The organism is Kytococcus schroeteri (assembly GCF_042433515.1).
GTDB lineage: Bacteria > Actinomycetota > Actinomycetes > Actinomycetales > Dermatophilaceae > Kytococcus > Kytococcus schroeteri.
In genome coordinates, this window is record NZ_JBHLVH010000011.1 from 60,281 (window position 1) to 86,096 (window position 25,816).

Annotated in this window: 23 protein-coding genes, 4 tRNA genes and 1 pseudogene; 11 read left to right on the forward strand and 17 right to left on the reverse strand. The window is 71.6% G+C overall.

Annotated features, from left to right (window positions below):
* Positions 1-12: 12 nt before the first annotated feature.
* Positions 13-1,920, reverse strand: coding sequence for an O-antigen ligase family protein (locus tag ACFFHC_RS04965; RefSeq protein WP_101849317.1), 1,908 nt, complete (start codon positions 1,918-1,920; stop codon positions 13-15).
* A 105-nt stretch (positions 1,921-2,025) separates the two neighbouring features.
* On the opposite strand from ACFFHC_RS04965, the gene ACFFHC_RS04970 reads away from it, so the two are divergent.
* Both ACFFHC_RS04970 and ACFFHC_RS04975 read left to right on the forward strand, forming a co-directional pair.
* Positions 2,026-2,496: a VTT domain-containing protein gene (locus ACFFHC_RS04970; protein WP_101850112.1), complete on the forward strand. Its 471-nt coding sequence runs from the start codon at positions 2,026-2,028 to the stop codon at positions 2,494-2,496.
* Between the two features lie 92 nt (positions 2,497-2,588).
* A tRNA-Arg gene (locus tag ACFFHC_RS04975) sits at positions 2,589-2,661 on the forward strand.
* 177 nt (positions 2,662-2,838) lie between these two features.
* Here the strand turns inward: ACFFHC_RS04975 and ACFFHC_RS04980 are convergent.
* Positions 2,839-2,930: transfer RNA gene (locus ACFFHC_RS04980), tRNA-Ser, on the reverse strand.
* A 192-nt stretch (positions 2,931-3,122) separates the two neighbouring features.
* On the opposite strand from ACFFHC_RS04980, the gene ACFFHC_RS04985 reads away from it, so the two are divergent.
* Positions 3,123-4,604: an LCP family protein gene (locus tag ACFFHC_RS04985; protein WP_070705562.1), complete on the forward strand. Its 1,482-nt coding sequence runs from the start codon at positions 3,123-3,125 to the stop codon at positions 4,602-4,604.
* A 118-nt stretch (positions 4,605-4,722) separates the two neighbouring features.
* Here the strand turns inward: ACFFHC_RS04985 and ACFFHC_RS04990 are convergent, their stop codons facing one another.
* Positions 4,723-4,926 carry a cold-shock protein gene (locus tag ACFFHC_RS04990; protein ID WP_070705563.1) on the reverse strand — a complete coding sequence of 68 codons (204 nt, stop codon included), beginning with the start codon at positions 4,924-4,926 and terminating at the stop codon, positions 4,723-4,725.
* 240 nt (positions 4,927-5,166) lie between these two features.
* Positions 5,167-5,253 (reverse strand) — tRNA-Ser (locus ACFFHC_RS04995).
* Positions 5,254-5,474: 221 nt separating this feature from the next.
* On the opposite strand from ACFFHC_RS04995, the gene ACFFHC_RS05000 reads away from it, so the two are divergent.
* Together ACFFHC_RS05000 and ACFFHC_RS05005 are read left to right on the forward strand one after the other, a co-directional pair.
* Positions 5,475-5,750 carry an HU family DNA-binding protein gene (locus ACFFHC_RS05000; RefSeq protein ID WP_070705564.1) on the forward strand — a complete coding sequence of 92 codons (276 nt, stop codon included), beginning with the start codon at positions 5,475-5,477 and terminating at the stop codon, positions 5,748-5,750.
* 91 nt (positions 5,751-5,841) lie between these two features.
* Complete coding sequence (locus tag ACFFHC_RS05005) at positions 5,842-6,246, forward strand: hypothetical protein (RefSeq protein ID WP_070705565.1); 405 nt, start codon at positions 5,842-5,844, stop codon at positions 6,244-6,246.
* A gap of 138 nt (positions 6,247-6,384) precedes the next feature.
* Here the strand turns inward: ACFFHC_RS05005 and epsC are convergent, their stop codons facing one another.
* Entirely contained in the window at positions 6,385-6,966 is a 582-nt protein-coding gene (gene epsC, locus ACFFHC_RS05010; RefSeq protein WP_331250400.1) for a serine O-acetyltransferase EpsC, read from the reverse strand.
* 2 nt (positions 6,967-6,968) lie between these two features.
* Positions 6,969-7,898: a cysteine synthase A gene (gene cysK / locus ACFFHC_RS05015; RefSeq protein WP_379803516.1), complete on the reverse strand. Its 930-nt coding sequence runs from the start codon at positions 7,896-7,898 to the stop codon at positions 6,969-6,971.
* 108 nt (positions 7,899-8,006) lie between these two features.
* On the opposite strand from cysK, the gene ACFFHC_RS05020 reads away from it, so the two are divergent.
* The 5 genes and pseudogenes from ACFFHC_RS05020 (at position 8,007) to ACFFHC_RS05040 (ending at position 13,641) form a co-directional block, all read left to right on the forward strand.
* Positions 8,007-12,188 (forward strand): heterodisulfide reductase-related iron-sulfur binding cluster, encoded by a 4,182-nt coding sequence (locus ACFFHC_RS05020; RefSeq protein WP_379803519.1) that lies wholly within the window; start codon positions 8,007-8,009, stop codon positions 12,186-12,188.
* A 124-nt stretch (positions 12,189-12,312) separates the two neighbouring features.
* A pseudogene (locus ACFFHC_RS11590) lies at positions 12,313-12,444 on the forward strand (transposase); the annotation flags it as partial.
* A gap of 17 nt (positions 12,445-12,461) precedes the next feature.
* Complete coding sequence (locus ACFFHC_RS05030; RefSeq protein ID WP_141494187.1) at positions 12,462-12,965, forward strand: TetR/AcrR family transcriptional regulator; 504 nt, start codon at positions 12,462-12,464, stop codon at positions 12,963-12,965.
* Positions 12,966-12,967: 2 nt separating this feature from the next.
* Positions 12,968-13,315: a DMT family transporter gene (locus ACFFHC_RS05035; protein WP_141494188.1), complete on the forward strand. Its 348-nt coding sequence runs from the start codon at positions 12,968-12,970 to the stop codon at positions 13,313-13,315.
* Positions 13,312-13,641: a DMT family transporter gene (locus ACFFHC_RS05040; RefSeq protein WP_141494189.1), complete on the forward strand. Its 330-nt coding sequence runs from the start codon at positions 13,312-13,314 to the stop codon at positions 13,639-13,641. Before ACFFHC_RS05035 ends, ACFFHC_RS05040 begins: the two co-directional genes overlap by 4 nt.
* 222 nt (positions 13,642-13,863) lie before the next feature.
* Here the strand turns inward: ACFFHC_RS05040 and ACFFHC_RS05045 are convergent, their stop codons facing one another.
* The 6 genes from ACFFHC_RS05045 to dcd all read right to left on the reverse strand — a co-directional run bounded on the left by ACFFHC_RS05045 (position 13,864) and on the right by dcd (position 18,909).
* Entirely contained in the window at positions 13,864-14,763 is a 900-nt protein-coding gene (locus tag ACFFHC_RS05045) for a 3-hydroxyacyl-CoA dehydrogenase NAD-binding domain-containing protein (RefSeq protein ID WP_181443090.1), read from the reverse strand.
* Positions 14,760-15,662 carry an ABC transporter substrate-binding protein gene (locus ACFFHC_RS05050; protein ID WP_379803526.1) on the reverse strand — a complete coding sequence of 301 codons (903 nt, stop codon included), beginning with the start codon at positions 15,660-15,662 and terminating at the stop codon, positions 14,760-14,762. Before ACFFHC_RS05050 ends, ACFFHC_RS05045 begins: the two co-directional genes overlap by 4 nt.
* Before the next feature lie 88 nt (positions 15,663-15,750).
* Positions 15,751-16,443 (reverse strand): ABC transporter permease, encoded by a 693-nt coding sequence (locus ACFFHC_RS05055; RefSeq protein WP_141494192.1) that lies wholly within the window; start codon positions 16,441-16,443, stop codon positions 15,751-15,753.
* Positions 16,440-17,084 carry an ABC transporter permease gene (locus ACFFHC_RS05060; protein WP_141494193.1) on the reverse strand — a complete coding sequence of 215 codons (645 nt, stop codon included), beginning with the start codon at positions 17,082-17,084 and terminating at the stop codon, positions 16,440-16,442. Before ACFFHC_RS05060 ends, ACFFHC_RS05055 begins: the two co-directional genes overlap by 4 nt.
* On the reverse strand, positions 17,081-18,235 hold the full coding sequence (locus ACFFHC_RS05065) for an ABC transporter ATP-binding protein (protein WP_141494194.1): 1,155 nt from the start codon (positions 18,233-18,235) through the stop codon (positions 17,081-17,083). Before ACFFHC_RS05065 ends, ACFFHC_RS05060 begins: the two co-directional genes overlap by 4 nt.
* A gap of 89 nt (positions 18,236-18,324) precedes the next feature.
* Positions 18,325-18,909, reverse strand: coding sequence for a dCTP deaminase (gene dcd, locus ACFFHC_RS05070; RefSeq protein ID WP_015780500.1), 585 nt, complete (start codon positions 18,907-18,909; stop codon positions 18,325-18,327).
* A 111-nt stretch (positions 18,910-19,020) separates the two neighbouring features.
* Between dcd and ACFFHC_RS05075 the strand changes: the two genes are divergently transcribed.
* Positions 19,021-19,094 (forward strand) — tRNA-Gly (locus ACFFHC_RS05075).
* 79 nt (positions 19,095-19,173) lie between these two features.
* On the opposite strand, the gene ACFFHC_RS05080 is transcribed toward ACFFHC_RS05075, so the two are convergent.
* From ACFFHC_RS05080 to ACFFHC_RS05100, 5 genes are all read right to left on the reverse strand, one after another.
* A complete protein-coding gene (locus ACFFHC_RS05080; RefSeq protein WP_379803534.1) occupies positions 19,174-20,865 on the reverse strand; it encodes a dipeptide ABC transporter ATP-binding protein in 1,692 nt (563 codons plus the stop codon).
* Between the two features lie 5 nt (positions 20,866-20,870).
* On the reverse strand, positions 20,871-21,773 hold the full coding sequence (locus ACFFHC_RS05085; RefSeq protein ID WP_379803537.1) for an ABC transporter permease: 903 nt from the start codon (positions 21,771-21,773) through the stop codon (positions 20,871-20,873).
* A complete protein-coding gene (locus tag ACFFHC_RS05090; RefSeq protein WP_379803540.1) occupies positions 21,770-22,717 on the reverse strand; it encodes an ABC transporter permease in 948 nt (315 codons plus the stop codon). The genes ACFFHC_RS05085 and ACFFHC_RS05090 overlap by 4 nt, the downstream gene beginning before the upstream one ends.
* Before the next feature lie 25 nt (positions 22,718-22,742).
* Positions 22,743-24,200, reverse strand: coding sequence for an alanine/glycine:cation symporter family protein (locus ACFFHC_RS05095; protein WP_070705578.1), 1,458 nt, complete (start codon positions 24,198-24,200; stop codon positions 22,743-22,745).
* 75 nt (positions 24,201-24,275) lie between these two features.
* Positions 24,276-25,814, reverse strand: coding sequence for an ABC transporter substrate-binding protein (locus tag ACFFHC_RS05100; RefSeq protein WP_379803544.1), 1,539 nt, complete (start codon positions 25,812-25,814; stop codon positions 24,276-24,278).
* Positions 25,815-25,816: the final 2 nt, after the last annotated feature.

A 25,816-nucleotide genomic window follows, 5' to 3' on the forward strand; every position in this document is an offset into this window, starting at 1 on the left:
CCCCGGGGCCGCTCAGAGCCCCTGGACCTCCCACTGCAGCTGGTCGGCCCGGGCCTGGCTCACCTGCGCACCGGCGAGGTCGCCTGCCGCCTTCTGTGCCCGCGCCAGCATGCGCCAGGCCGAGAACAGCTCGGGATTGCGGTGCACGTGCTCCCGAGCCCCCAGGACGGCCAGGTCCGGCCGCCCCAGGGCCAGCAGCGCGCCCTGCTGGGCGGTGCGCGACGCGTGGTCGTCCGGCCCCATCGCCAGCGCCCGCAGGGCGAGCGCCAGCCCGGTGTCGGCGTCCCCGGTCTGCACGGCCGCCATCGACTGCCACACGAGGCACCGCTGGTCGGGCCCGATGCCGGGGCACCGGCGGGTGAGGGCCTCGTACTGCGGCCGGGACGAGGCACCGAAGTCGGGATTCCACGGCGTGCGACCGGCCGCCAGCGCCGTGGCCCGGCCCGCCAGCAGCACCTCCGGGTTGGGGTCCCACGGCGCGGCCCGGTGGGTGCGCTCCAGCCCCGCGGCGGCACCGGCCGGCCCGGCGGCCACGGTGCTGCCGGCGTGGCGGTGGGCGTCCCACACCATCAGGCTGCCCACGAGCGAGACGGCCGCGGCCACCGACACCGCGGCGGCCGCCCCGCGCCGCAGCCGCCCGGCCCGGGCGCGCTCCGCCGCGGACCACCGCCGGGGCACGCGCACCAGCGGCTCGTCGTCCCGGCACGCGGCGGCGAGCCCCCCGCCCACCAGGGCGGCCCCGGGCACCACGAAGACCGGCTCGGTGTACGCGAACATCAGCGCCACGCAGAACCCCACGCCCACCACCAGCGCCGCCGGCGACCACGCGCTGCGCGGCCCCTCCCCCGGACCCGTGGTCCGCACCGCGCGCCAGAGCACCTGGCCGCACGCCACCGCCAGCGCAGTGACCGCGAGCAGCCCGACCACGCCGAGGGTGGAGGCGGTCTGGAGCACCACGTTGTGCACGGCGTCGAGCGTGACGCCGGGCCCGGCCTCGGCCTGCCAGGCCGGACCGTAGCCATCGGCCACGGAGGCCACCCAGCGCGACGGCCCCACCCCCTCGGGGTGCTCGAGCACCAGCCGGGCCGTCCGGCGCCACATCATGAGCCGCACGGTGATGTTGGTACCGGCCCCCTCCTGCTCCAGGAAGATGCGGTCGCGCGTGATGGGCAGTGCCAGCACGGCCACGACCCCGGCCACGATGACCCCGGCAGGGGCGACGACGCGGCGCACCCCCTCCGTGCGTGCCACGAGCACCAGCGAGAGGGCCGCGCCCACGAACAGCCCGAGCAGCGCCCCGCGCGAGGCGCCGAGCACCAGCAGGGCCCCACCGGCCACCGCGCCCGCCAGCGCCACGCGGGAGCGCTCACGCCACGTGACCCACCCCAGCCAGGCGGCCAGCATGAGACCCCAGAAGCCCACCGTGGAGGCGTTGCCCAGGGCGGTGACGACGCGGCCGGCACTCCCGCCCGTCGCATCGCGCACCCCCATCCACACCAGCACCCAGCCCGATGCGGTGGCGGTCCAGACCGCCCACCGGCGCCCCGCCTGGTGCGCGAACAGCAGCGCCCCCGCCGGCAGGGCCGCCAGGTACGCCCCGATCATCACCAGTCCCTCGTTGCGCGGGTAGCGCCCCACCACCGAGAGCCACGAGTTGGTGGAGAGCCAGGTGGCCAGCACCGCAGCCAGGCCCACCGCCCCCATCGCCCACCACACCGGACGCGGCAGCCGCGGGTCCTCCCGCTCCACCCACCAGAGCCCGGCGGTGCAGGTCATGACGGCGGCGATGACCACCCGACGGACCGGCTCACGGACGTCCAGGGCACCGGGGGTGGAGACCAGCGGCAGCACGCCCAGGAGCAGCACGACGGCCGCCAGGCGCAGGACGGTGGCGAGGGTCTCGCGACGCACGGGGTTCATCGGGCTCCATGTCGGTGGGCTGGTGGCGCCGTCAGGCTAGCCAGCGCGGGCCCCGGGTCCCGCATCCTGACGGGCCGTTGTGACGGTCCTGACAGACTGCGGGCCATGTGGTGGCTGCTGCTCGGGACCCTGGGCTTCGGGGCGCTCTCGGCGCTCGTCCCGGGCGTCCCCATCGAGCTGTGGCTGGGCGGGGTGGGAGCCCTCACCGACCGGGTGGGCGTGTGGACCGTCGCCTTCGCCGCCGCGCTCGGACACGCCCTCGGCAAGGTGCCCTGGTACGCCCTGGGGCGGTGGAGCGTCGGGTGGCCGTGGATGCGCCGCCAGCTGGAGAAGCCCGCCGTCGGGGAGCGCTACGACCGGCTCGTGGACTGGATGCAGCGCCACCCGGGCTGGGGGCAGGCCACGATGTTCCTCTCCAGCCTCGTGGGGGTGCCCCCCTTGGCGGTGTTCGTGGTGGTGGCCGGGCAGTTGCGCATGTCCCTCGTGGCCTGCGTGGTCTCGATGACGGTGGGCCGCACACTGCGCTTCGCCGCCCTCCTGGGCGCCTTCACCTGGGCCCTCGACCTCGTGCGATGAGGCCCCGCAGGTCGCCGATTGGCATCGGCGCCGGATGTGCCCTATAGTTTCTCCTCGTCCCGATGAGCCACTCCGGTGGATCACCGAGATGGGCGCCTGTAGCTCAACGGATAGAGCATCTGACTACGGATCAGAAGGTTTGGGGTTCGAATCCCTACAGGCGCGCACTGTGTTGAGACAGTCCTCGAAGGCCCCGGCCGCGGAAACGCGGTCGGGGCCTTCGACGTGCAGGCCCTGGCCGACGGACGACCGGCCGCAGCACCCGAGGGCCCCGCTCCCCTGGCAGCCCCACCACACGCCGAGAGCCCGGAACCTCAACGGTTCCGGGCTCTCGCGAGTCGGCGGAGACGGAGGGATTTGAACCCTCGATGGAGCTATAAACCCCAAACCCGCTTAGCAGGCGGGCGCCATAGACCAGACTAGGCGACGTCTCCTCGCATCAGGATGCGAGGAGTCAGGGTACCTGCTCCCCCGGCAGGACCGAAATCAGGTCGGCGCGCCCCACTGCGGCGGCCCCTGCAGGCACGCTCCCGGCAGTACGCTATGGGGCACCGGCCGGGGGTGCGGCCGGTGCTGATCGTCCGTGGATCCCCCCGGCACGGACGCGCCACCACCAGAGGAGCAGCGTGAGCACTTCTGCCGACCACGAGCCGCCCGCGGGCGGCTCGTCCCGTACCGGTTGGGTCCCGTCCCGGACCCGCCGGCCTCCGTCCCTCCGCCGCTCGCTGGGCCTCACGGCGCTCTCCGGCGTGGTCCCGGGCCTCGGCCTGGTGTTCACACCGGCCTGGCGCCTGGGCGCCCTCGCCGTGGGCCTCTGCCTCCTGCTGCTCCTGGGGCTGGTGGTCAAGCTCGTGAGCGGCGGCCTCGTGGGCACGGCCCTCGACGTGGCCACCTCCGGCACCCAGCTGCTGCTGCTCGCCGGCGGCGTGCTCCTGGCCGCCCTGGCCTGGATCGTCCTCATCGCGATCACTGCGCGCGTCACGCGCCCCCGCGGCCTGGACACCCGCGGCTCCCTTGCGCTCACCGGCGTGGCCCTGCTCATGAGCGGCCTCGTCCTGGCGCCGGCCGTCCAGACCCTCAACCTCGTGGCAGCGCACCGCCAGGCCGTGAGCACCGTCTTCGCCGGCGGCAGCGCACCGGCCTCCGGGGGTCCGGCCGTGCACGAGGACGACCCGTGGAAGGACTTCGACCGGGTCAACCTGCTGCTCCTGGGCTCCGACGCCGCCGAGAACCGCATGGGCGTGCGCCCCGACGCCCTCATGGTCATGAGCATCGACCCCCGCACCGGCGACTCGGTGCTGATCGGCGTCCCCCGCAACCTGCAGAAGGCCCCCGTGCCGGCCGGCAACCCACTGCACCAGCTGTGGCCGTCCGGCTACGACTGCGGCAACACCTGCCTCATCAACGCGCTGTGGTCCGAGGCCGCCAACCATGGCGAGCTGTTCGGCGACAACGCCAACCCCGGCTCCGACACCACGCGCGACTCCGTGGAGGCCGTGGTGGGACTGGACATCCAGCACGTGGTGACCGTGGACCTGCAGGGCTTCCAGCAGCTGGTGGACGCAATGGGCGGCGTCGACATCACCGTGGGCGAGCGCATCCCCATCGGCGGCAAGGTGAAGAACGGGGAGATCGTCCCCGGCTCCATCACGGGCTGGATCGAGCCCGGCCAGCAGCACATGGACGGTTACACCGCCCTGTGGTTCTCCCGCTCGCGCGCCACCACCTCGGACTACGACCGCATGAGCCGCCAGCGCTGCATGGTGGGCGCCCTGGTGGACCAGTCCAACCCGCTGGACATGGTGCGCCGGTACCCGGCCATCGCCGGCGCGCTGGAGCAGAACGTGTGGACCGACATCCCGCAGGAGGACCTGCCCGCCTGGGCCCAGCTGACGATGCGCATGAAGGACGGCCGCATGCGCAGCCTGCCGCTCACCAACGAGCGCATCGACACCTCCGACCCGGACTTCGACGCCATCCACACGATGGTGCAGCGGGCCATCCACCCGCCCAAGCCGACCGGCAAGCCCAAGCCCAAGCCGTCGACGCAGGAGCCGACCCCCGAGCCGTCGCCGAGCGACGCCGAGGACCTGGCCTCCACCTGCTGAGGCGGCCGCCCGGCCCGGGCCACGGGCCGGGCACGGCACAGGGCCCCACCTCCGAGGAGGTGGGGCCCTGTGCGCGTGGTGCTGTCGTCAGCGGCCAGCCGCGACGATCAGCGGGAAATCACTGGGGGACGACGTTCTCCGCCTGCTGGCCCTTGGGGCCCTGGGTGATCTCGAACTCCACGCGCTGGTTCTCGTCCAGCGAGCGGTAACCGTTGGTCTGGATGGCGGAGAAGTGGACGAAGACGTCGTCGCCGCCGCCGTCCTGCTGGATGAAGCCGAAGCCCTTCTCAGCGTTGAACCACTTGACGGTGCCCTGTGCCATGGGGATTCCTTTTCTTTGGATTGGCGATGACCGGCGGAAGGCGCCGATCACGAGTTGCTGCCAGAACCCCCGGCGGGCGGAGCCTGCCGTAGATCAACCAGATGTGCGTCCGTGGAGCGGACGATGTTCCTTCGACGTGCGAGGTACTGCGTCGTGCAACCTGATTCCACGGTACCACCGACAGGCCCTCCTGCCACCGGGCTGGGCGGCGCAGAGACACAGGTCACGCGGCGTCCGGAGCGGAGGGCGTGGGATTCGAACCCACGATGGCGTTGCCGCCATAGCGGTTTTCAAGACCGCCGCACTAGGCCACTATGCGAGCCCTCCCGTCCCCGGGCGGCAGGGCCGCGCACGGGGGTGGCCCACCCTACGCGGACCCCTCTCGCGCCCTCCGATTCGGCACGGTTGCAGGGCTGGCCACTTGCGTTGAGGCTGTCATGGGACATGATGGAGCCAGTGCCGGCACGAGTCGGCCTCCATCCGGAGGGGTCACGTCGGCCGTCCGACACCCCCCTCGACGCATGCAAGTGCACGAACAAGGAGTTCCCATGAACCGCACCGAGCTCGCCAGCGCGATCGCCCAGCAGGCCGACGTGTCCGCCAAGGACGCCGCCGCGGTCCTGTCCGCCATGGGCGATGTCATCTGCGAGACCGTCGGCAAGGGCGAGAAGGTCTCCCTCCCGGGTCTCATGACCATCGAGCGCGTCGAGCGCTCCGCTCGCACCGGCCGCAACCCGCGCACCGGCGAGACCATGGAGATCCCGGCCTCCTTCGGCGCCAAGCTGTCCGCCGGCTCCGCCCTGAAGGCCGCTGCCAAGGGCTGACCGCCGCGGTTCCCGGGCCCGCCGGGAACCACCCGGGCGCCCCGCCCAGCTCAAGACCGTAAGAACCCGAACACCACTGAGAGGTAGAACCATGAAGAACAAGCTCCTCCTGCTCGTCGGTACCGGCATCGGTTACGTGCTCGGCGCCCGCGCCGGCCGTGAGAAGTACGACTCCCTCGTGGAGCAGGCCCAGACGCTGTGGGGCGACCCGCGCGTCCAGGACGCCGTGAGCACCGCCAAGACCTCCACCGGGTCCGCCTTCTCCCAGGCCCAGGACCAGGTGAAGGACAAGGTGGCCGAGGTCAAGGAGAAGAACTCCGACTCGACCACCACCGGCACCGCCACCACCGGCACCTCGTCCTTCTCGCAGACGACCAACACCACCGGTCGTCCGGCCACCACCACCGGCACCACGGGCACCACCCCGACCCGCGGCGCCACCTCCGGCTTCCAGCCGACCACCAACACCTCGTCCTTCGGCGACACGAAGCACTGAGGTCGCACCACCCCGGTGGTGACGCGGCAGCCGCCGCGCGCAGCAGAGGCCCCCTCCCGGTTCGTCCGGGAGGGGGCCTCTCGCGTGCGCAGCGGGCACGGTCACGCGGTCAGGTGACGGGCCGGGGCGTCCTGCGCGTCAGATGACCCACTGGTCGGCGGCCTGGTCGCGCGTGAGGGGTGGCAGCCGGTAGGTGGAGTCCAGCGGCGCGGCAGGGATGCCGCCCACCACCTGGCCGGCCGGCACGGGCTTGAGCACCACGGCGCCCGCGCCCACGGCGGCGCCACCGGCCACCTCGATGTCACCGAGCACGGTGGACCCGGCGCCGAGCAGCACGCCGTCCCCGACGGTGGGGTGGCGCTTGACCGCGTCGCCGGAGGTGCCCCCGAGCGTGACGCCGTGGTACATCATCACGTCGTCGCCGACCACGGCCGTCTCGCCGACCACCACACCCATGCCGTGGTCGATGACGAGACGGCGGCCGATGGTGGCACCCGGGTGGATCTCCACCCCGGTGACGGCCCGGGACACCGTGCCCAGCACGCGGGCGGGCAGGCGACCGCCCGGACGCTGCCACAGGGCATGGGCCACGCGGTGCGCGGCGATGGCGTGCAGGCCCGGGCTGGTCAGGAGCGCCTCCAGACGCGAGGAGGTGGCCGGGTCGCGTGCGACCACGGCGTCGGCGTCCTCGGCGACCTGGCGGATCAGGCGGCGCAGCACGGTCAGTCCGTCAGGCCCTCGAAGAGGACGGTGGAGAGGTAGCGCTCACCGAAGTCCGGCACGACCACCACGATGGTCTTGCCGGCGAACTCGGGGCGCTTGGCGAGCTCGAGGGCGGCGTGCACGTTGGCACCGGCGGAGATGCCCGCGAGGATGCCCTCCTTGGCCGCGAGATCGCGGGCGACGCGCAGCGCGTCCTCGAGCTGGGCGTCGAAGACCTCGTCGTAGACCTCGGTGTCCAGCACCTCGGGCACGAAGTTCGCACCCAGCCCCTGGATCTTGTGCGGACCGGCCTCGCCGCCGGTGAGGATCGGGGAGTCGGCCGGCTCCACGGCGACCACCCGGATGTCGTCCTTGCGCTGCTTGAGCACCTGACCCACACCGGTGATCGTGCCGCCGGTCCCGATGCCAGCCACGAAGGCGTCGATGTCGCCCTCGGTGTCGGCCCAGATCTCCTCGGCGGTCGTCTCCCGGTGCACCTGCGGGTTCGCGGCGTTCGAGAACTGACGGGCGAGGATGCCGCCGCGCTCGGCCGCGATCTCCTCCGCCTTGGCGACGGCACCCTTCATGCCCTCGGGGCCGGGGGTGAGCACGAGCTCGGCGCCGTAGGCGCGCAGCACGCCGCGACGCTCCCGGCTCATGGTCTCGGGCATGGCCAGCACGAGCTTGTAGCCGCGGGCCGCGGCGACCATGGCCAGGGCGATGCCCGTGTTGCCGCTGGTGCCCTCCACGATGGTGCCGCCGGGCTGCAACTCACCCGACGCCTCCGCGGCGTCGATGATGGCCGCACCGATGCGGTCCTTCACCGAGGAGGCCGGGTTGGCCGACTCCAGCTTGGCGAGCACCGTTGCGCCGGCGCCCTCCGTGATGCGGTTGAGGCGCACGAGCGGGGTGCCGCCGATGGTCGTGGTGATGTCCTGGTGGATGGTCATGTCTGCGACAACATCACAACCTGTTTCTGTATTGCAAAGCCACGATGACCTCCGTGGTGAGGTGCACCACACCCGCGGCGAACGGGGGTGCGTCCGTAGACTCCCCCCATGCATCCCCTGCAGCTGCTCGCCATCCTCCTGGGTCTCGCCGTCACCGCCGTCGGCATCGCCCTGCTCACCCGCGCCGTGATGCGGATCGTGGCCGTGGTCCGCCAGGGCCAGGCCGCCGTGGGGCGCTTCGACGACCCGGTGCAGCGCACCAAGACCATGCTCTACGAGGTCTTCGCGCACCCCCGCATGCTGCGCAAGAAGTGGGTGGCGATCGCCCACTGGTTCACCATGATCAGCTTCGGGGTGTTGTTCCTGACCCTGGTGACCGCCTACGGGCAGCTGTTCAACCCGCACTTCGCGCTGCCCCTCATCGGGCACTTCCCCCCGTTCGAGTGGCTGACCGAGTTCTTCGGGTGGACCGGCCTGTTCGGGATCCTGTACCTGATCTGGCTGCGCCAGCGGATCAAGCCGTCGGCCGCCGCCAAGGAGAAGGGCGACCCGCGCCGGAGCCGCTTCTGGGGTTCCACCTTCTGGCAGGCCTACTACGTCGAGTTCACCATCCTCGGCGTGGTGCTGTGCATCCTGGCCCTGCGTGCCCTGGAGTACGCCCTCGGCCGCGTGGAGGGGGCCGAGCACGCCAGCGCCCTGCACTTCCCGCTGACCGCCTGGATGGGCTCGGCGCTGACCGGGCTCTCCGCCGGCACGCTGGGCGCGCTGATCATCGCCGTGGCGCTGGTCAAGATCCTCATCTCGATGGCGTGGATGATCACCATCGGCCTGCAGCCCACGATGGGTGTGGCCTGGCACCGCTTCCTGGCCTTCTTCAACATCTGGTTCAAGCGTCACGCCGACGGCCGCACCTCGCTGGGTGAGCTGCAGCCGATGATGGTGGGCGGCAAGCCGCTCACGAGCATGGAGCAGCTCGAGGAGATCGCCGAGGCCGACGAGGGCGACGACGAGCTGCGCATGGGTGTCGGCTCCATCGAGGACTTCACCTGGAAGGGCCTGCTGGACTTCACCACCTGCACCGAGTGCGGCCGCTGCCAGGAGCAGTGCCCGGCCTGGAACACCGAGAAGCCGCTCTCGCCGAAGATGCTGGTGATGAACCTGCGCGACGCCGCCTACGCCCAGGCGCCGTGGCAGAGCGCGACCCTCACCGCATCGGACCCCGACTCGCAAATGGCGGCGGGCTCCCCGGAGGACTTCGACATCCGCCAGCTGGTCGGCGCGACCGAGGGTGACCCGACCATCCCGTCCGGCGGCGCCGTCATCGACCCCGACGTGCTGTGGAGCTGCACCAGCTGTGGTGCGTGCGTGGAGCAGTGCCCGGTGGACATCGAGCACGTCGACGCCATCGTGGACATGCGCCGTAACCAGGTGCTCATCGAGTCGGCCTTCCCGAGCGAGCTGGGTGGCCTGTTCAAGAACCTCGAGAGCAAGCAGAACCCCTGGGGCATGGCCAACTCCACCCGCATGGACTGGGCCAAGGGCCTGGACTTCCCCATCAAGCAGGTGGGCTCGGACGTGGAGTCGCTCGACGAGGTCGAGTACCTCTTCTGGGTGGGTTGCGCCGGCGCCTTCGAGGACCGCGCGAAGAAGACCACGCAGGCCGTCGCCGAGCTGCTGGACATCGCCGGGGTCGACTTCGCCGTCCTGGGTGACGGCGAGGCCTGCACCGGTGACTCCGCACGCCGCGCCGGCAACGAGGTGCTGTACCAGATGCTGGCGCAGCAGAACGTGGAGATGCTGAACGAGGTGGGGGCCACGAAGATCGTGGTGACCTGCGCGCACTGCTTCAACACCATCAAGAACGAGTACCCGCAGAACGGCGGGAAGTACGAGGTCGTGCACCACACGCAGCTGCTGAACCGCCTCGTGCGCGAGAAGAAGCTGCAGCCGGTCGCGGCCTCCGAGGTGGCCACGCCGTCGCCGTTCGCCTCCACCGCCCCGTCGGTGACCTACCACGACCCCTGCTACCTCGGCCGTCACAACAAGGTCTACGAGGCGCCGCGTGAGCTGATCGCGACCCTGCCGGGCGTGGAGTACCGGGAGATGGAGCGTTCCAAGGAGAAGTCCTTCTGCTGTGGCGCCGGTGGTGCCCGCATGTGGATGGAGGAGAAGCTCGGCTCCCGGATCAACGTGAACCGCACCGAGGAGGCCATCGACACGGGTGCCGAGCGCATCGCCATCGGTTGCCCCTTCTGCCGCGTGATGATGAGCGACGGACTGACCGCTGCCCAGGAAGAGGGCCGCGGCAAGGACGTGGAGGTCGTCGACGTGGCGCAGATGCTTCTCGCCGGCGTGCGCCGCGGCCAGGAGACCGCGGCCGAGTCCTCCGTGGCCACTGACGAGCTCGTGGACGGTTCGACCACTGCGGACCCGGCCGCCAGCGACGCCATGACCCAGCGGATCCAGATCCCCGACGACATCTCCGAGCTCACCAAGGCGGGCTCCAGTGCCGCCGCCGGGGCAGCCCTTGCATCGGGCTCGGGCTCGGATGACGGTTCCGAGGGCGCCGAGGCTGCCTCCCGTGTCTCGGCCGAGGAGCCGCGCGAGTCCGATGGTGATGACGCCGAGGGCCCCGTGGGTTCCCGCGTCGACGAGGACGACCGCTCCCCCGAGGGCGAGACCACCGTGGACGAGCAGGGCGCCGTCGGGCAGGTCGAGGAGGAGCGGGCCGCGGGCGAGGAGCCTGCGGACGCCGTGGACGAGCCCGCGGCGGCCGGCGCGCCCTCGGACGACACGACGGATGCCACCGGTACCGCCGGTGCGACGACTGGTGACGCTGCTGCTGGTGCTGCCACCGCCGCCGGTGGCACCGCCCCACAGGCCTTCACCGGAGACCGAATCGGCGCCGACACGCCCACCCGCTTCGGCTGGGCCTCGCAGGACGGCGCCCCCACGGGCGGCACCGCCGCGTCCGCGCCCCAGACCGCCCCCGCGGCAGCCGCTGCCTCGGATGCCGACTCCGACAACACCGCCGCCGCCGAGACCGCGACGGCTGCAGCCACCGGAGATACCGCCGACGGCACCACCCCGGAGGCCGGGGCACCTGCACCGGCGGGACCGAGCGCGGGCACCGCCCCCGCGGCCTTCACCGGCCAGCGCATCGGCGTCGACACCCCCACCCGCTTCGGATGGGCCACCGATCAGGCCGCTGGCGCGCCGTCGACGAGCCAGGCAGCAGCACCTGCCACCGAGGCCACCGTTACCCCGGGTGCCGCAGGCGCCACGGGCACGGGCAGCGCACCGGCGGGGCACGGCGGCGACCGGATCGGCGGGGAGTCGCCGCGCCGCTTCGGCTGGGCCACCGGTACCGGCGGAGAGCAGGCCGAGGGCACGGCGCCCGCCGCTGCGGCCCAGCCCGAGCCCACGGTCACGGCGGCCACACAGGCCTCCCCGGAACCCGCGACGGAGCAGCCCTCCGAGAGCGCGGTGACGGAACAGACCTCGACGACCGTGACGACGAGCCAGGCCACCCCGGCCGGCACCGCCACCCCGGACGATGACGCCGCCCCGGCGGCGAGCGGGCCTATCAGCACGGCCCCGGCCGGCCACTCCGGTGACCGGATCGGCCTCGACTCCCCGCAGCGGTTCGGCTGGGCGACCGGCCGTGGCAGCGACCAGGACGCGACCGAGGGCGAAGCGTCGACGTCCCAGGCGGCCGTGACCGAGGCGGCGGGACCGAGCACCTCGACCGAGGAGCCCACCCCCACCGTCTCCGCGCCGGCCGACAGCTCCGTTCAGCGGACTGCGGCCACCGCACCGCAGGGCCACACCGGCACGACGATCGGAGCTGACTCCGCATCGCGATTCGGGTGGGCCCAGGGCGGCGCGCAGGCCGCAGAGGCCGAGGTCGAGAGGGCTGACACGCCGCCGATCGATGAGTCCCACGCCCCGGTCACGTCCACGGGCGTGATGCAGGGCGATCGGATGGATGACATCGGCCAGGAGCAGCAGCCGCAGGAGGCCGCCGACCGCCAGCCGCAGGAGGTCGTGGACCCAGGGACCACGGGCACCCCGGCCGTGGTCTCGGGCACCCAGGTCGTGGAGGACGAGGCCTCGGTCAACCAGGGCTCGGCCGAGCCGACGGCCACGGAGTCCGCCGCTCCTGAGGCCGACGCTTCCGAGCCCCCGGCGACGGGTGGCGCTCCGGTCGAGGTGCCGAACGTGGGCGAGCGAGCGTCCCGCATCGGGGCTGACTCGCCGGCGCTGCGCCTGGGTGCCTGGAAGGGCTGAGCCGGGTCGGTCCGGTACGGGAGTCCGCTGCAGGGTGATCCTGCGGCGGGCTCCCGTCGTTGTGGGGGCAGGGGTGTCCGCGTGCGTGGCGGAGCCGGTGATGGGATGGCTCCCTTCGGCGTCGGTGGCCGACGCCACCGCCGTGCTGGACACCTTTCACGTGGTCAAGCTCGGCACCCAGGGCGTCGATGAGGTCCGTCGCCGCGTCCAGCAAGAGACCCCACCGACGTCCGAAGAGAGGACGACCTACCATACGTATGGTAGGTTAGCCGAGTGGCAACGAACTGTGACATCCTCGATGCGGCTCTCGACGTCCTTCGCGCCGGTGACCCGCTGACGATCGACGCCGTCGCACGTGTCGCCGGCCTGACCAAACCGGGTGTGGTCCATCACTTCTCCACGAAGGAGGGCCTCACGCTGGCGTTGTTGGACCACCTGCTCGAGAAGTGGGAGGCCGAGCTGACCGCACGCGCTGGTGCCGACGCGGATTCGACGGCTCGCCTTCGGGCCTACCTTGAGTACGCACTCCTGGGGGACATGGATCCAGCCGACCTCGCGCTGCTGGCAGACCCACGTCTTCGCGACAAGCTGTCGGCCCGGTGGGCCGACCGGATGGCCGTCTGGTTCGGCGAGTCCACCGAGCCTCACGTCGCAGCCGTCCGACTCATCGCGGACGGCGCCTGGATCGATCGCTGCCTCGGCATGCTTCGCCTTGACGAACCGCAGCGCACTGCCGTCGTCGACGTGGCCCTCTCCCTCCTCGCAAAGGACTCATAGTCATGAAGAAATGGGTGTTTCTCGCTCTCGCGATCGGCCTCGAAGTCACCGGTTCCCTTTCGCTGAAAGCCGCCCTCGACGCACCCGGCTTCTACGCCCTCGTCATCTCCGGCTACGTCGGATCCTTCCTCGCCCTGTTCATGGCGCTGCGCAACGGGATGAGCCTCGGCGTCGGGTACGGGATCTGGGGGGCCAGCGGCGTTGCCCTGACGGCGATCATGTCTTTCGTTATCTTCCGCGAGCCCATCACCTTCGTCATGGCCATTGGGATCGCCCTCATCATGGCCGGCGTACTGCTGGTCGAACTCGGCTCGCAAGCCGCCCACAAGAAGACGGAGGCAACGTCATGACTGTCCTCGCCCTCATCTGCCTCACGGCCGCGATCATCGCCGAGGTCACCGCGACAGTCTCGCTGCGCATGGTGAGCACCGGAAAGAAACTGTGGTGGATCGGCGTCGGCGCCGGGTACGTCTTCGCCTTCACGATGCTCTCCGTCGTGCTCGCAGAAGGTGTCGCAATCGGCGTGGTCTACGGGATTTGGGCCGCGGCGGGCGTGGCGATCACCGCGATCCTCAGCCGCATCTTCTTCAAAGAACCTCTCACCTGGGTGATGAGCCTCGGCCTGATCCTGATCGTCGGAGGAGTCCTCCTCATCGAACTCGGCGCCGCACACTGACGCGCTGAACAGCCTGAGTAAACACCTGAGCTGGCAAGTGCCACGGCGGTTTGGCGGCTCTTCGGACCTTCGGTGGTGGTCAGGTCTGCAGGCCGGCAGCAGCCGGCGCGCCCACCCCACACGCTCGAACCCCGCCCCGCACCCCCCCGGGCGGAGCAGCCACGCCCTCAGCCCGTCGAGACCTCCCACGGGAACACCGGCAACGGCTGCCCGTCTCCAGCATCAGTCGTCGGACAAGGCGCCCCGCAGGCGCCGGGCGACCTCCGCCGGCGTCGGCTGGTTGTCGCCGTAGGCGGCGTCCACCACCCCGGTCGTCCGAATCTGCGTCGACAGGTCCGGCAGCCCGGGCTGCAGCTTCTCCAGCTCGGGTGAGAGCAGCTCGAACAGCCCGGTCATCCCGCGCGCCCCGCCCATCGACGAGGCCCGCAGCGGCCCCAGCGCCGCCCACCGCGGCCCCAGGGAGGTGCGCACGACCTCGTCGATCTCCTCGGGCGTGGCCACCCCCTGCTCCACCAGGTGCAGCGCCTCGGCCAACAGGACGAACTGCAACCGGTTGCCGATGAAGCCCTGCACCTCCGCGCCGACCACCACCGGGTGCTTGCCCACGGCACGGTAGGTCTCCACGGCCGTCTCCACCGTCTCCGGGTGCGTGTTCGGCCCGCCGACGACCTCCACCAAAGGAAGGACCAGCACCGGGTTGAAGGGGTGGCCCACCAGCATCCGTCCCTGCTCCAGGTTGTCGCGGGAGATCTCGCTGGAGGTGATGAATGAGCTCGAGGTCGCCAGCACCGTTCCCGGCCCCGTGGCCGCCTCGAGCTGCGCGAAGGTGCGCCGCTTCCACTCCACCTCCTCCGGCCCGGACTCCTGCACGTGTTCCGCGCCCTCGGCCGCCTCCTCCAACGATCCGGCCACCGCGAGCCGCTCACGCACCTGCTGGGTGCTCACCTCACGCCCCGCAGCCGTCAGCGCCCCGGCCGCCTCGGCCGCCGCGTCGTCGAGCGCCGCGTCCAGGCCGTCGCGCGGGTCGAACACGGCCACGTCCCAGCCGTGGCCGGCGAAGATCCCGGCCCAGCCCAGACCGATCGTCCCAGCCCCGATGACGGCCGCCCGCCGCGCGCTCACAGGTTCTCCTCCACCCACGCGCTGGCGACCTCCTCCGGCGTCTTGCCGTCAGTGACGTCGATCTGCATCTGCGCGAGGTCCTCCGCGGTCAGTTCCGAGGAGACCTTGTTCAGCGACTCGCTGACCGCGTCGTCCGCCACCTCCGAGGAGAGCAGCGGCACCACGTTCTGCGCGCTGAACAGGTCCTTGTCGTCCTCGAGGATCACGAAGTCCTTCTGCACGATCGACGGGTCGGTGGTGAAGATGTTCGCGGCGTCGATCTGGCCGTTCTCCAGCGCCTGAGCCGTCACGTTGCCACCAGCGCTCAGCTCGCGGAACTTCGCGAACTCCAGCCCGTAGACCTTCTTCAACCCGGGCACCCCCTGCGCGCGCTCCTTCCACTCCGGGGGGCCGCCGAGGGTCATGTCCCCGGCCTTGCCCTCCAGGTCGGAGATCTTCTCCAGTCCCTGCTCGTCGGCCGTGGCGCGGGTGACGACGACGTTGTCGGCGTTCTCGGCCTCCGAGTACTCGAGCACCTCCAGCCCCTCGGGCAGGCTCTTCTCGAGGGCCGCGTAGACCTCGTCGGCGTCGGTGACCGTCAGCTCCTTGTCGAAGTAGGCCGCCAACGTGCCGATGTACTCCGGGATGAGGTCGATCGAGCCGTCCTGCAGGGCCGGCAGGTAGGTCTCGCGGCTGCCGATCTCCAGCTTCTTCTCCACCTCGACGCCTTCGTCCTGCAGTGCCTTGGCGTAGACCTCGGCCAGGATCGTGCTCTCGGTGAAGTTCCCGCTGCCGATGGTCACCTTGCTCGCGGCACCCTCCTCGGTGGCGCCGGGGTCCTGCGTGGGGTCGCCGCCGCAGGCGGCGAGCGTGAGCGCGCTGATCGTGGCGAGCGCGGCGAGGGAACGGGTGGGACGCATGGTCACTCCTGGGAGATCGAGGGGGTGGATGGGGGGTCGGTAGGTCGTCGTGCGGGATCAGCAGGTGCAGCGGTCGGGCGCGCGGTCGTCATCGTGCCTCCTGGTCGGCCAGGCCGGGGCTCACGACGAGCTTCTGCACCAGGGTGAAGACCAGCTCCATCAGCAACGCCAGGCCCGCCACGAGCAGCGCCCCGCCGGCCATCTGCGTGTAGTCACGCGCCGCGAGCCCGTCGATGAGGTAGCGCCCCAGCCCGCCGAGGGAGACGTAGGCGGCGATGGTGGCCGTCGCGATGATCTGCAGCAGCCCCGCCCGCACGCCGGAGAGGATCAAGGGCAGCGCCACGGGGATCTCCACCCGCCGCAGCACCTGCATGCCGGTCATGCCCATGCCCTTCGCCGCGTCCCGCGCGGCCGGGTCCACCTCCGCGATGCCGGAGTACACCCCCGAGAGCACCGGGGGGATCGCCAGCACGGCCAGCACGATGAGGCTCGGCAGCACGAACGCAGCATCACCGGGCAGGCGCGGCGCCAGCAGCACCCACCCCAGCAGCAGCAGGCCCAGCGAGGGTAGCGCACGCAGCGCCCCGGCCAGGTTCACCGCCACCACCGAGCCCTTGCCCGTGTGCCCGATCCACAGGCCCAGCGGGACCGCCACCAGGCAGGCCAGGGCGAGCGCCGCGAACGAATACGCCAGGTGCCGCAGCACCTGCATCCAGATGCCGTCCTCCCCCTGCCAGTTGGCGGGGTCAGTCAGCCAGGCCACGATCTCGCCGACGATCATGCGCGCACCTCCCGGAGCCACGGGGTGAGCAGCCGGCGGAGCAGCAGGATCACCGCATCGAAGAGCAGGGCGAGCAGCACACACCCGGCCATGCCCACGGCGATCATGCCCAGGTCATCCCGGTTGAAGCCGCGCGTGAAGAGGATCCCGAGCTGGGGGATGCCCACCAGCGCGGCCACGCTCACGATGCTGACGTTGCTCACGGCCGCCACCCGCAGGCCCGCGGCGATGACGGGGACCGCCAGCGGCAGCTCGACGCGCGTCAGCCGCCGCCAGCGCCCGAGGCCCATCGCGGTGGCGGCCTGCCGCACGTGCTCCGGCACCGCCCCCAGGCCGTCGGCCACGTTCCGCACCAACAACGCCACGGTGTACAACGACATCGCGATCAGCACGTTCAGCGGGTCGAGGATCTGCGTGCCGATGATGCCCGGCAGCAAGATGAACAGCGCCAGCGAGGGGATCGTGTAGAGCAGCGCACTGCCGGAGACCAGGGCCGTCCGGAGTCGCGGAACCCGCGCAGCCACCCACCCCAGCGGCAGGGCGAGCGTCAGGCCGATCAGCAGGGGCAGGCCCGCCAGGTAGACGTGCGCGAGCCCGAGCTCCCAGAGCTCGGACCACTCGACGTTGCCGATCTCGCTCACGGCGCACCCCCCGCGGTGGCGTCAGCGTCCTCCCGCCTCGGCTGCTCGGGACGGGGCTCGTCCTCGTGGCGCGAGGCCGGGTCGGCGCGGTCGGTCTGCGTGATGACGTCGAGCACGTCGTGCGGACGCACCGTCCCCAGCAGCCGTCCGTCGTCGTCCACCACCACGCCGCGCTGGCTCGGGGAGGACAGCGCCGCGTCGAGCAGGGCCCGCAACGACCCGTCGCGGCGGGCGAGCGTGCCCCCCAGGCGCAGCTCACCCTCCCGGGCCGTGCCGCCCGCATCGGCCCGCAGCCACCCCAGCGGGTGGGAGTCGTCGTCGACCGCGAGCACCCAGTCGGCCCCGCGCGGCAGCGGCTCGCCGATGCGGACCGCGTCCTCCCGCTGCAGCGGCACCTCCCCGGTGTGGAAGGCCAGGGAGCGGTACCCGCGGTCGCGCCCCACGAAGTCGGCCACGAAGTCGTCGGCGGGACGGGCCATCACGCGCGCCGGGGAGTCGACCTGCGCCAGGTGGCCGCCCTCCCGCAGGATGGCGACCTGATCCCCCAGCCGCATGGCCTCGTCGATGTCGTGGGTGACCAGCACGATGGTGGTGCCGATCTCGTCCTGGAGGCGCAGGAACTCCTCCTGCAGCCGCTCGCGCACGATGGGGTCGACCGCGCTGAACGGCTCGTCCATGAGCATCACCGGCGGGTCGGCGGCCAGGGCCCGGGCCACCCCGACGCGCTGCTGCTGCCCGCCGGAGAGCTGGGCGGGGTAGCGCTGGGCGAGGTCCGGGTCGAGGCCCACCCGCTCAAGCAGCTCCAGCGCCCGGGAGCGGGCCTTCTGCTTGCTCCAACCGACCAGCAGGGGCACCGTCATGACGTTGCGCAGCACCGTCTGGTGCGGGAACAGCCCGCCGTGCTGGATGACGTAGCCGATGGTGCGGCGCAGCTCGTTCGCGTCGAGGTCGGTGTTCGGGCGCCCGTCGATCAGGATCCGGCCGTCGGACGGCTCGACCATGCGGTTGATCATCCGCAGGCTCGTCGTCTTGCCGCAGCCCGACGGCCCGACCAGCACTGTGATCTGCCCTGTGGGGCACTCCAGAGTCAGGTCGTCCACGGCCACGGTCCCGTTGCCGAAACGCTTGCTCACGCCCTCGAAGCGGATCATGGGCACGACCCTACGCGGGGCCACCGACAACCGCATCGGGACCAGCACCGGGCACCCGGGCGACGCTCACCCCATCGGGGAGGGCCGCCTCAGATCTGGGTGCGGTGGAAGTTCGCCCAGCTGCGCGAGGCGGTCGGCCCACGTTGGCCCTGGTAGTGCGAGCCGTAGGTGGCACTGCCGTAGGGGTGCTGCGCGGGCGAGGACAGCTGGAAGAAGCAGAGCTGCCCGATCTTCATGCCCGGGTGCAGCACGATCGGCAGGGTGGCCACGTTGCTGAGCTCCAGCGTGACGTGGCCGGAGAAGCCGGGGTCCACGAAGCCGGCCGTCGCGTGGGTGAGCAGTCCCAGGCGCCCGAGCGAGCTCTTGCCCTCCACGCGGGCGGCGATGTCGTCCGGGAGCGTGATCTGCTCGTAGGTGCTGCCGAGCACGAACTCCCCGGGGTGCAGCACGAACGGCTCGTCGGGCTCCACCTCCACCAGGCGCGTCAGGTCGGGCTGTTCGGCGGCGGGGTCGATGACCGGGTACTTGTGGTTGTCGAACAGCCGGAAGTAGCGGTCCAGCCGGACGTCGACGCTGCTGGGCTGCAGCATCGACGGCTCCCACGGGTCGAGGCGCACGGCCGAGTCGTCGCCGGCGTCGATGCGGGCGGAGATGTCGCGGTCGGACAGCAGCATGGGGCGAGGTTACCGGGGCGAGGGCGGTGGCTCACAGCCGTTGAACGAGACCTCGCGCGCCCGTGGCGGGCACCCCCGGGAGCCCGTGTACCATGGGCTCCCGCAACCCTCGCGGGTGTAGTTCAATGGTAGAACATCAGCTTCCCAAGCTGAATACGCGAGTTCGATTCTCGTCACCCGCTCCACCGCCCCGTCCGGCACCGCCGGGCGGGGTTCTTGCGTCCCGGGACGCCTGCGCCGCGCGCACGCAAAGCACCGCCGCACTCAGACCGCCAAGCGCGGGATCGCCTCGATGAGGGAGCGGGTGTAGTCCGTCCCCGGCGCGGACCACAGCTGTTCGGTGGGCGCCACCTCCACCAGCTCACCGCGCCGCATCACGGCCACCCGCTCACACACGTGCCGGACCACCGCGAGGTCGTGGCTCACGAAGACCAGCGTCAGCCCCAGCTCGTCCACCAGCTCCCCGATGAGGTCCAGCACCTGCCCGCGCACGCTCACATCCAGGGCGGAGACCGGCTCGTCGGCCAGCAGCACCCGCGGCGAGGGCGCCAGGGCCCGTGCGATGCTGATGCGCTGGCGCTGCCCACCGCTGAACTGGTGCGGGTGGCGCCGCATCATCGAGGGGTCCAGCCCCACCCGCACCAGCAGCTCGGCCACGCGGTCGTCCCGGTCGCCCCCGGACCACCCCTGCGCCGCGAGCGGCTCGGCCACCACGTCGCGCACGGTCATCCGCGGGTCCAGCGAGTCGCGCGGGTCCTGGAACACCATCTGCACGCTCTCCCGCAGCCACCCGAGCCGGCGCTCCGGCACGCCCGAGACCTGCCGCCCGAGCACCTCGACCCGCCCCGATGCGGGGGACTCCAGCCCCGCGACCAGTCGCAGCAGCGTCGACTTGCCCGACCCCGACTCCCCGACGATGCCGAAGCGTTCGCCGGGCTCGACGGTGAGGCTCACCCCATCGAGCGCCACGACCTGCGGCGGGGCGGAGAACAGGCTCCGGCGGGGGCGGGTGTAGACCTGTCGCACGTCCTCCACCGCGACGGCGGGAGCCTCCGGCGGGGTGCTCTCGCCGGGCTCGACCACCGCATCGATGCCGGGCGATCCGGCGAGGTCGAGCACCGTGGTCTCGGTGCCCGCGCGGGGCTTCAGGCGCGAGGCCGCCACCAGGGCCTGCGTGTACGGCTGCTGGGGGGCGCCGAAGACCTCGGCCACCGTCCCGCGCTCCACCACCTGCCCGTCGTTGAGCACCACCACGCGCTCACACACCTGCGAGACCACGGCGAGGTCGTGGGTGATGAACAGCAGCGCCGCGTCGTGCTCGCGGGCGCCGTCGAGCAGCTGGCGCAGCACGGTGGCCTGCACGGTCACGTCCAGGGCGGTGGTCGGCTCGTCGCAGATCAGCACGTCGGGGTCGTTGGCCAGCGCGATGGCGATGACCACCCGCTGTCGCTGCCCGCCGGAGAGCTGGTGCGGGTGGGCGCGGGCGACCGCGGCCGCATCGGTGATGCCCACGCTCTCGAGCAGCTCCACGGCTCGGCGGGCGGCGGCGTCCCCGCGGGCGGTGCCGTGGATCTCCATCACCTCGGCCACCTGGTCGCCCACGCGCATCGTGGGATTGAGCGCGCTCATGGGCTCCTGGAAGACCATCGAGAGGTCCAGGCCGCGGATGCGCGACATCGCACGGTCGCTGGCGCCCACCACCTGCGTGGTGGCACCCCCCTCGGGCGTGAGCTCGATGCTGCCGGTGGCGTGCAGGTTGTCCGGCAGCAGCCCCATGATCGCCAGGGCCGTGAGCGACTTGCCCGACCCGGACTCACCGATCAGACCGACGCGCTCGCCCGCATCGAGGGTGAGGTCCACCCCGGAGACCAAGGTGCGGTGGCGGGTGCCGACGGACAGGTCGCGCGCCACCAGGCGGGGGCGCGGGTCAGTCGGTGCGGGGGTGTCGGCGGCCATGTCACTCACTGGTCGACCACCTGCATCTGCGGGTCGAAGCGGTCACGCAGCCCGTCGCCGAGCAGGTTGAACCCCAGCACGGCCAGCGCGATCGCCACCCCGGGCACGATCGCCAGGCGCGGGTCCGAGGCCAGCAACGACTGGCTCTCCTGCAGCATCCGGCCCCAGCTGGGGGTGGGCGGCGGCGTGCCGAAGCCCAGGAAGCTCAGCCCCGCCTCGGCGAGGATCGCCAGCGCGAAGCTCACCGAGGCCTGCACGATGACCAGCCCCACCACGTTCGGCAGCACGTGGCGCCAGCCGATGGATGCGGGGCGCCGCCCGGCCACGCGGGCGGCGGTGATGAACTCCCGCGGCAGGATGCCCAGCGCCCCGGCACGGGTCACGCGGGCGAAGCTGGGGACGCTGGCCAGGCCGATGGCGACCATGGCGGACGTGGTCGAGGCCCCGAAGACCGCGGCGAACATGATGGCCAGCAGCAGACCGGGGAAGGCCAGGCCGATGTCGGCGGCGCGCATGATCAACCCGTCGAGCCAGCGCGGCCCCATCGCCGAGAGGATGCCGAGCGGCACCCCCAGCAGCGCAGCCACGCCCACGGCCACGAAGCCCACGTACAGCGTCGTGCGCGCCCCGACGAGGACTTGGCTGAACGTGTCGCGCCCGAACTTGTCGGTCCCCAGCCAGTGCTCGGCGCTCGGCCCTTGGAGCCGGTCGGAGGCGACCACCCGGGTGGGGTCGAAGGGGGTCCACACGTAGGAGAGCAGCGCCATCGCCACCATCACGGCCACGATCACCCCGCCGACCACCAGGTAGGCGCGGCCGGCACGGCTCGGGGGACGCCCCGCATCGCCGGTCGCGCGCGAGGGCGCGGCGGGCCCGTACGCGCCGCCGGGGGTCACGGGGGCGCTCATGCGCGTCCTCCGATGCGGGGGTCGATCACCACGTACAGCACGTCCACCAGGAAGTTGACCACCAGCACCATGGCCACCAGCACCATGACCACGTCCTGCACCAGGATCAGGTCGCGCTGCGCGACGGCGTCCACCAGCATCGAGCCCACCCCGGGGATCACGAAGACGCGCTCGATGACCACGGCCCCCACCAGCATCGAGGTCAGCGACAGGCCCAGCACGGTCACCACCGGCACCGCGGCGTTCCGCCACCCGTGGCGCGCCAGCGCCCGCCGCCGGGTGAGCCCCTTGGCCCGCGCGGTGCGGATGAAGTCGGTGTCCATCACCTCCAACACGGCGTTGCGCACGTAGCGGGCCAGGATCGCCGCCTGCACCAGCGCCAGCGAGACCGCGGGCAGCACCAGGTTGCGCAGGAACTCCCCCACCCCCTCGATGGGGGGAGTCCACCCGCCGGAGGGCAGCCACCCCAACCGCACCGCGAACAGGGCAATGAGCAGGATGCCCGCCAGGAAGGCCGGCACCGCCATGCCCACCTGGCTGGCCGCGGAGAGCACCACACCCACGCCGGACCGGTGCCGCAGGGCCATCACGGCTCCCAGCGGCACGGCGACCAGCACCGCGAGCGCCATCGCCGTGCCCACCAGCCACAGGGTGACGGCGAAACGGTCCACCAGCTGCGGGGCGATCTCCGCCCGGGAGACGTAGGACTGCCCCAGGTCCAGGGTCAGCAGGCCGGTCACCCACTCGGTGTAACGCACCGGCCAAGAGCGGTCGAGCCCGAACTCCTCCCGCATCTGCGCCACGGACTCCTCAGAGGCGTTCAGCCCCAGGGCCACCCGCGCCGGGTCACCGGGCAGCACCGCCATCACCGCGAACACGATGAGGCTCGCCACCGCCAGGCTGACCAGCAGGACGGCGAAGCGGGAGGCCAGGCGCAGCAGCATCAGAGCCGCCCGAGATCCATGCCGCTCACCGCTTCTCCCCCGCGGCGGCGCGGACCTCGGGCATGCCCATGCCGTCACCCCACAGCGAGACGTTCCGGGCCTGCGGCAGCTCGGAGCGGCGGAACACGGGCTCCTCGCCCCGCTTGCGCTGATCGTCGTAGTTCTTGAGCATCGCGATGGCCAGACCGCCCAGCGGCAGGATGGCGATGAGGTTGATGGTGGCCATGAAGCCCATCACCAGGTCGGCCAGGTTCCACACCAGCGCCACCGAGCCGAGCGCGCCGCCGACCACGCACAGCACCACCAGCACGCGGAAGACGATGATGGCCAGCTGGGCGTTGCGCTTGCCGGCCAGGAACCGGATGTTGGCCTCCCCGTAGTAGCTGTTGCCCAGGATGGAGGACCACGCCAGGAAAAAGATGACCACCGACAGGAACGGCCCGGCCCAGCTGCCCACCTGCTCCTGCAGGGCGCTCTGGGTGAGGCCGATTCCCTGCGGGTCGTCGACGCCGAACTGGGGGTTGGACAGCAGGATCACGAAAGCCGTGGCCGAGCAGACGATGATGGTGTCGAAGTAGACGCCCAGGGCCTGCACCAGACCCTGCTTGGCCGGGTGGCTCACCGAGGCCGTCGCCGCCGCGTTGGGCACCGAACCCATACCGGCCTCGTTGGAGAACAGGCCGCGGCGCATGCCCTGCATCAGCGCCGCGCCGATGCCGGCCCCCGCGACCTCCTTGAAGCCCAGCGCGTGCCCCACGATGTGGGCGAACATGGCCGGGACCTCGGTGATGTTCAGCGCCACGACCACCAGGGCCACCAGGATGTACAGCGTGGCCATCACCGGGACGATGACCTCGGTCACCGCCGAGACCCGCTTCACGCCACCGAAGATGACCACGCCGGTCAGCCCCGCCAGCACCAGGCCGGTGATCAGCGCGATGTTCTCCACCCCGGAGAGCGTGTCCTGCAGCGAGTAGCTGATCGAGTTGGACTGCACGGCGTTGAAGACGAAGCCGTAGGTGAACGTGATGATCACGGCAAAGAGCACGGCCACCGGATTCCAGCCCAGCCCGTCGCGGATGTAGTACGCCGGCCCACCGACGTACCCGTCCCCGCCCTTGACCTTGTACAGCTGGGCCATGGTGGACTCGACGAAGGCCGTCGCGCCGCCGATGATGGCCAGCACCCACATCCAGAACACCGCCCCGGGGCCACCGACGGCGATGGCGACGGCCACCCCGGCCACGTTGCCGGTGCCCACGCGGGAGGCCGCGGAGACGGTGAAGGCGCGGAAGGCGGAGATGCCGTCATCGGAGTCCGAGCCGGGCTTCTCCAGGATGTTGCGCACCATCTCCGGCAGCAGGCGCAGCTGCACGACGCCGGTGCGGAGGGTGAACCAGACACCGGCGATGACCAGGAGCACGATCACCAGGTACCAGTAGTACCCGTTGATGTCGGAGATCTTGGTGGCGAGAGCATCCATGGGGGGCAGCGTACGTGGGCCGCGGGCCGGAACCGCAGTTCCTGATGGGGTGACGCGCGCCGGAGGACGCTCACCTCATCGGCGCAGGGCGGTGAGGTCGAACCCCTCGGTGACGGCGTTGGTGGGGATGCCCTGGATGTCGGCGTCGGCCACCACCAGGTTCGGCAGGAGGAAGAGGAAGTCCGCCGCCGCGTCGGTGCTGATGATCTCGGCCGCCTTCCTCATCTGCTCGGTCTGCTCCTCCTGCGTGCCGGCGTCCGCGGCCTGCAGGGCCTTGGTCAGCTCGGGGTTCTCGTAGCGCAGGTAGTACTCGGGGTTGCCGAACACGTTGCCGAGGTCGCGCGGCTCCACGTGGGCGACGATGGACAGGTCGTAGTCGGCGCTCGAGTACACCTGCTCCAGCCACGATGCGGGGAACTCGAGCTGGTCGAGCTGCACCCGCAGACCGGCCTCCTCCAGCTGCGACTTCACCACCTGCCCGCACTCGGTGGCGTACGGCAGGGTTGGCACGCGCAGGCGCAGGGGGCGGTCGACGCCGGCCTCCTCCACCAGGTCCTTGGCCTTCTCCAGGTCGTGGGGGAAGTCGCCGGTGCGGTCGGTGTACCAGGGGTCGGTGGGCGGCACCATGGAGCCGATCAGCTCGCCCTTGCCCGCCCAGCAGGTGGCCAGCAGCGCCTGGTGGTCGATGGCATGACGGATCGCCTGGCGCAGCGGCTCGGACTGCATGGTGGCGTTGCCGTGGTTGAAGCTGAGCACGACCTCGCCGTTGGTGGTGCCCTCGATGACCTGCAGGTCGTCCTTGCCCTCGAACTGGCTGAGGGACTCCGGAGCCTGCACGGTGGTCTCGATGTCGATGTCGCCGGTGAGCATCGCGTTGTTCAGCGCGGTGCCGTCCTTAAAGTACCGGAAGACGGCCGTGGCGAAGTACGGCTTCTCGCCCGTGAAGTCCTCGCGGCGCTCCAGGGTGATGCGGTCACCGCGCTTCCAGTCGGTGACGTCGTACGGGCCGGAGCCGACCGGATTGGTGGCCAGCTCCGCATCGGTCTCGCTGGGGAAGACGGCGCCGACGCGGGTGGTCATGGCGTACAGCCAGCTGTTGCTGGGCTCGGACAGGGTGACCTCGACGGTGTGGTCGTCGGTGGCCTCGGCGGACTCGACGACGTCCATCTGGGACTTCAGCGAGCTGGTCCAGGCCGTGCCCTGCACGGCCTCGATGCTGGAGACCACGTCCTGCGCGGTGAGCTCGCTGCCGTCGGAGAAGGTGCGGTCGGTCGGCAGGGTGAAGGTGTAGGTGAGGCGGTCGTCGGACACCTCGTGCGACTCCGCGAGCGCATCGACGATCTCGCCGGACTCGGGGTCGACGGTCACGAGGGTCTCGTAGACGTTGCCGAGCAGCAGCTGCGGGATCGCGGCACCGTCACCGGTGCGGAAGTCCAACGTGGCGGGCTCGGCCACCAGGCCGAGGGTGACGGTCTCGTCGGAGGGCCCGCTGGCCCCCTCGGAGCCGGAGGTGCCGGAGCCGTCGGGGTCGGTGGAGCTCCCGGCGCTGCAGGCAGTGAGGACGAGCAGTGCAGCCCCGGCGAGGGCTGCGGCGCGGCGGGTGGAACGGTTCACGG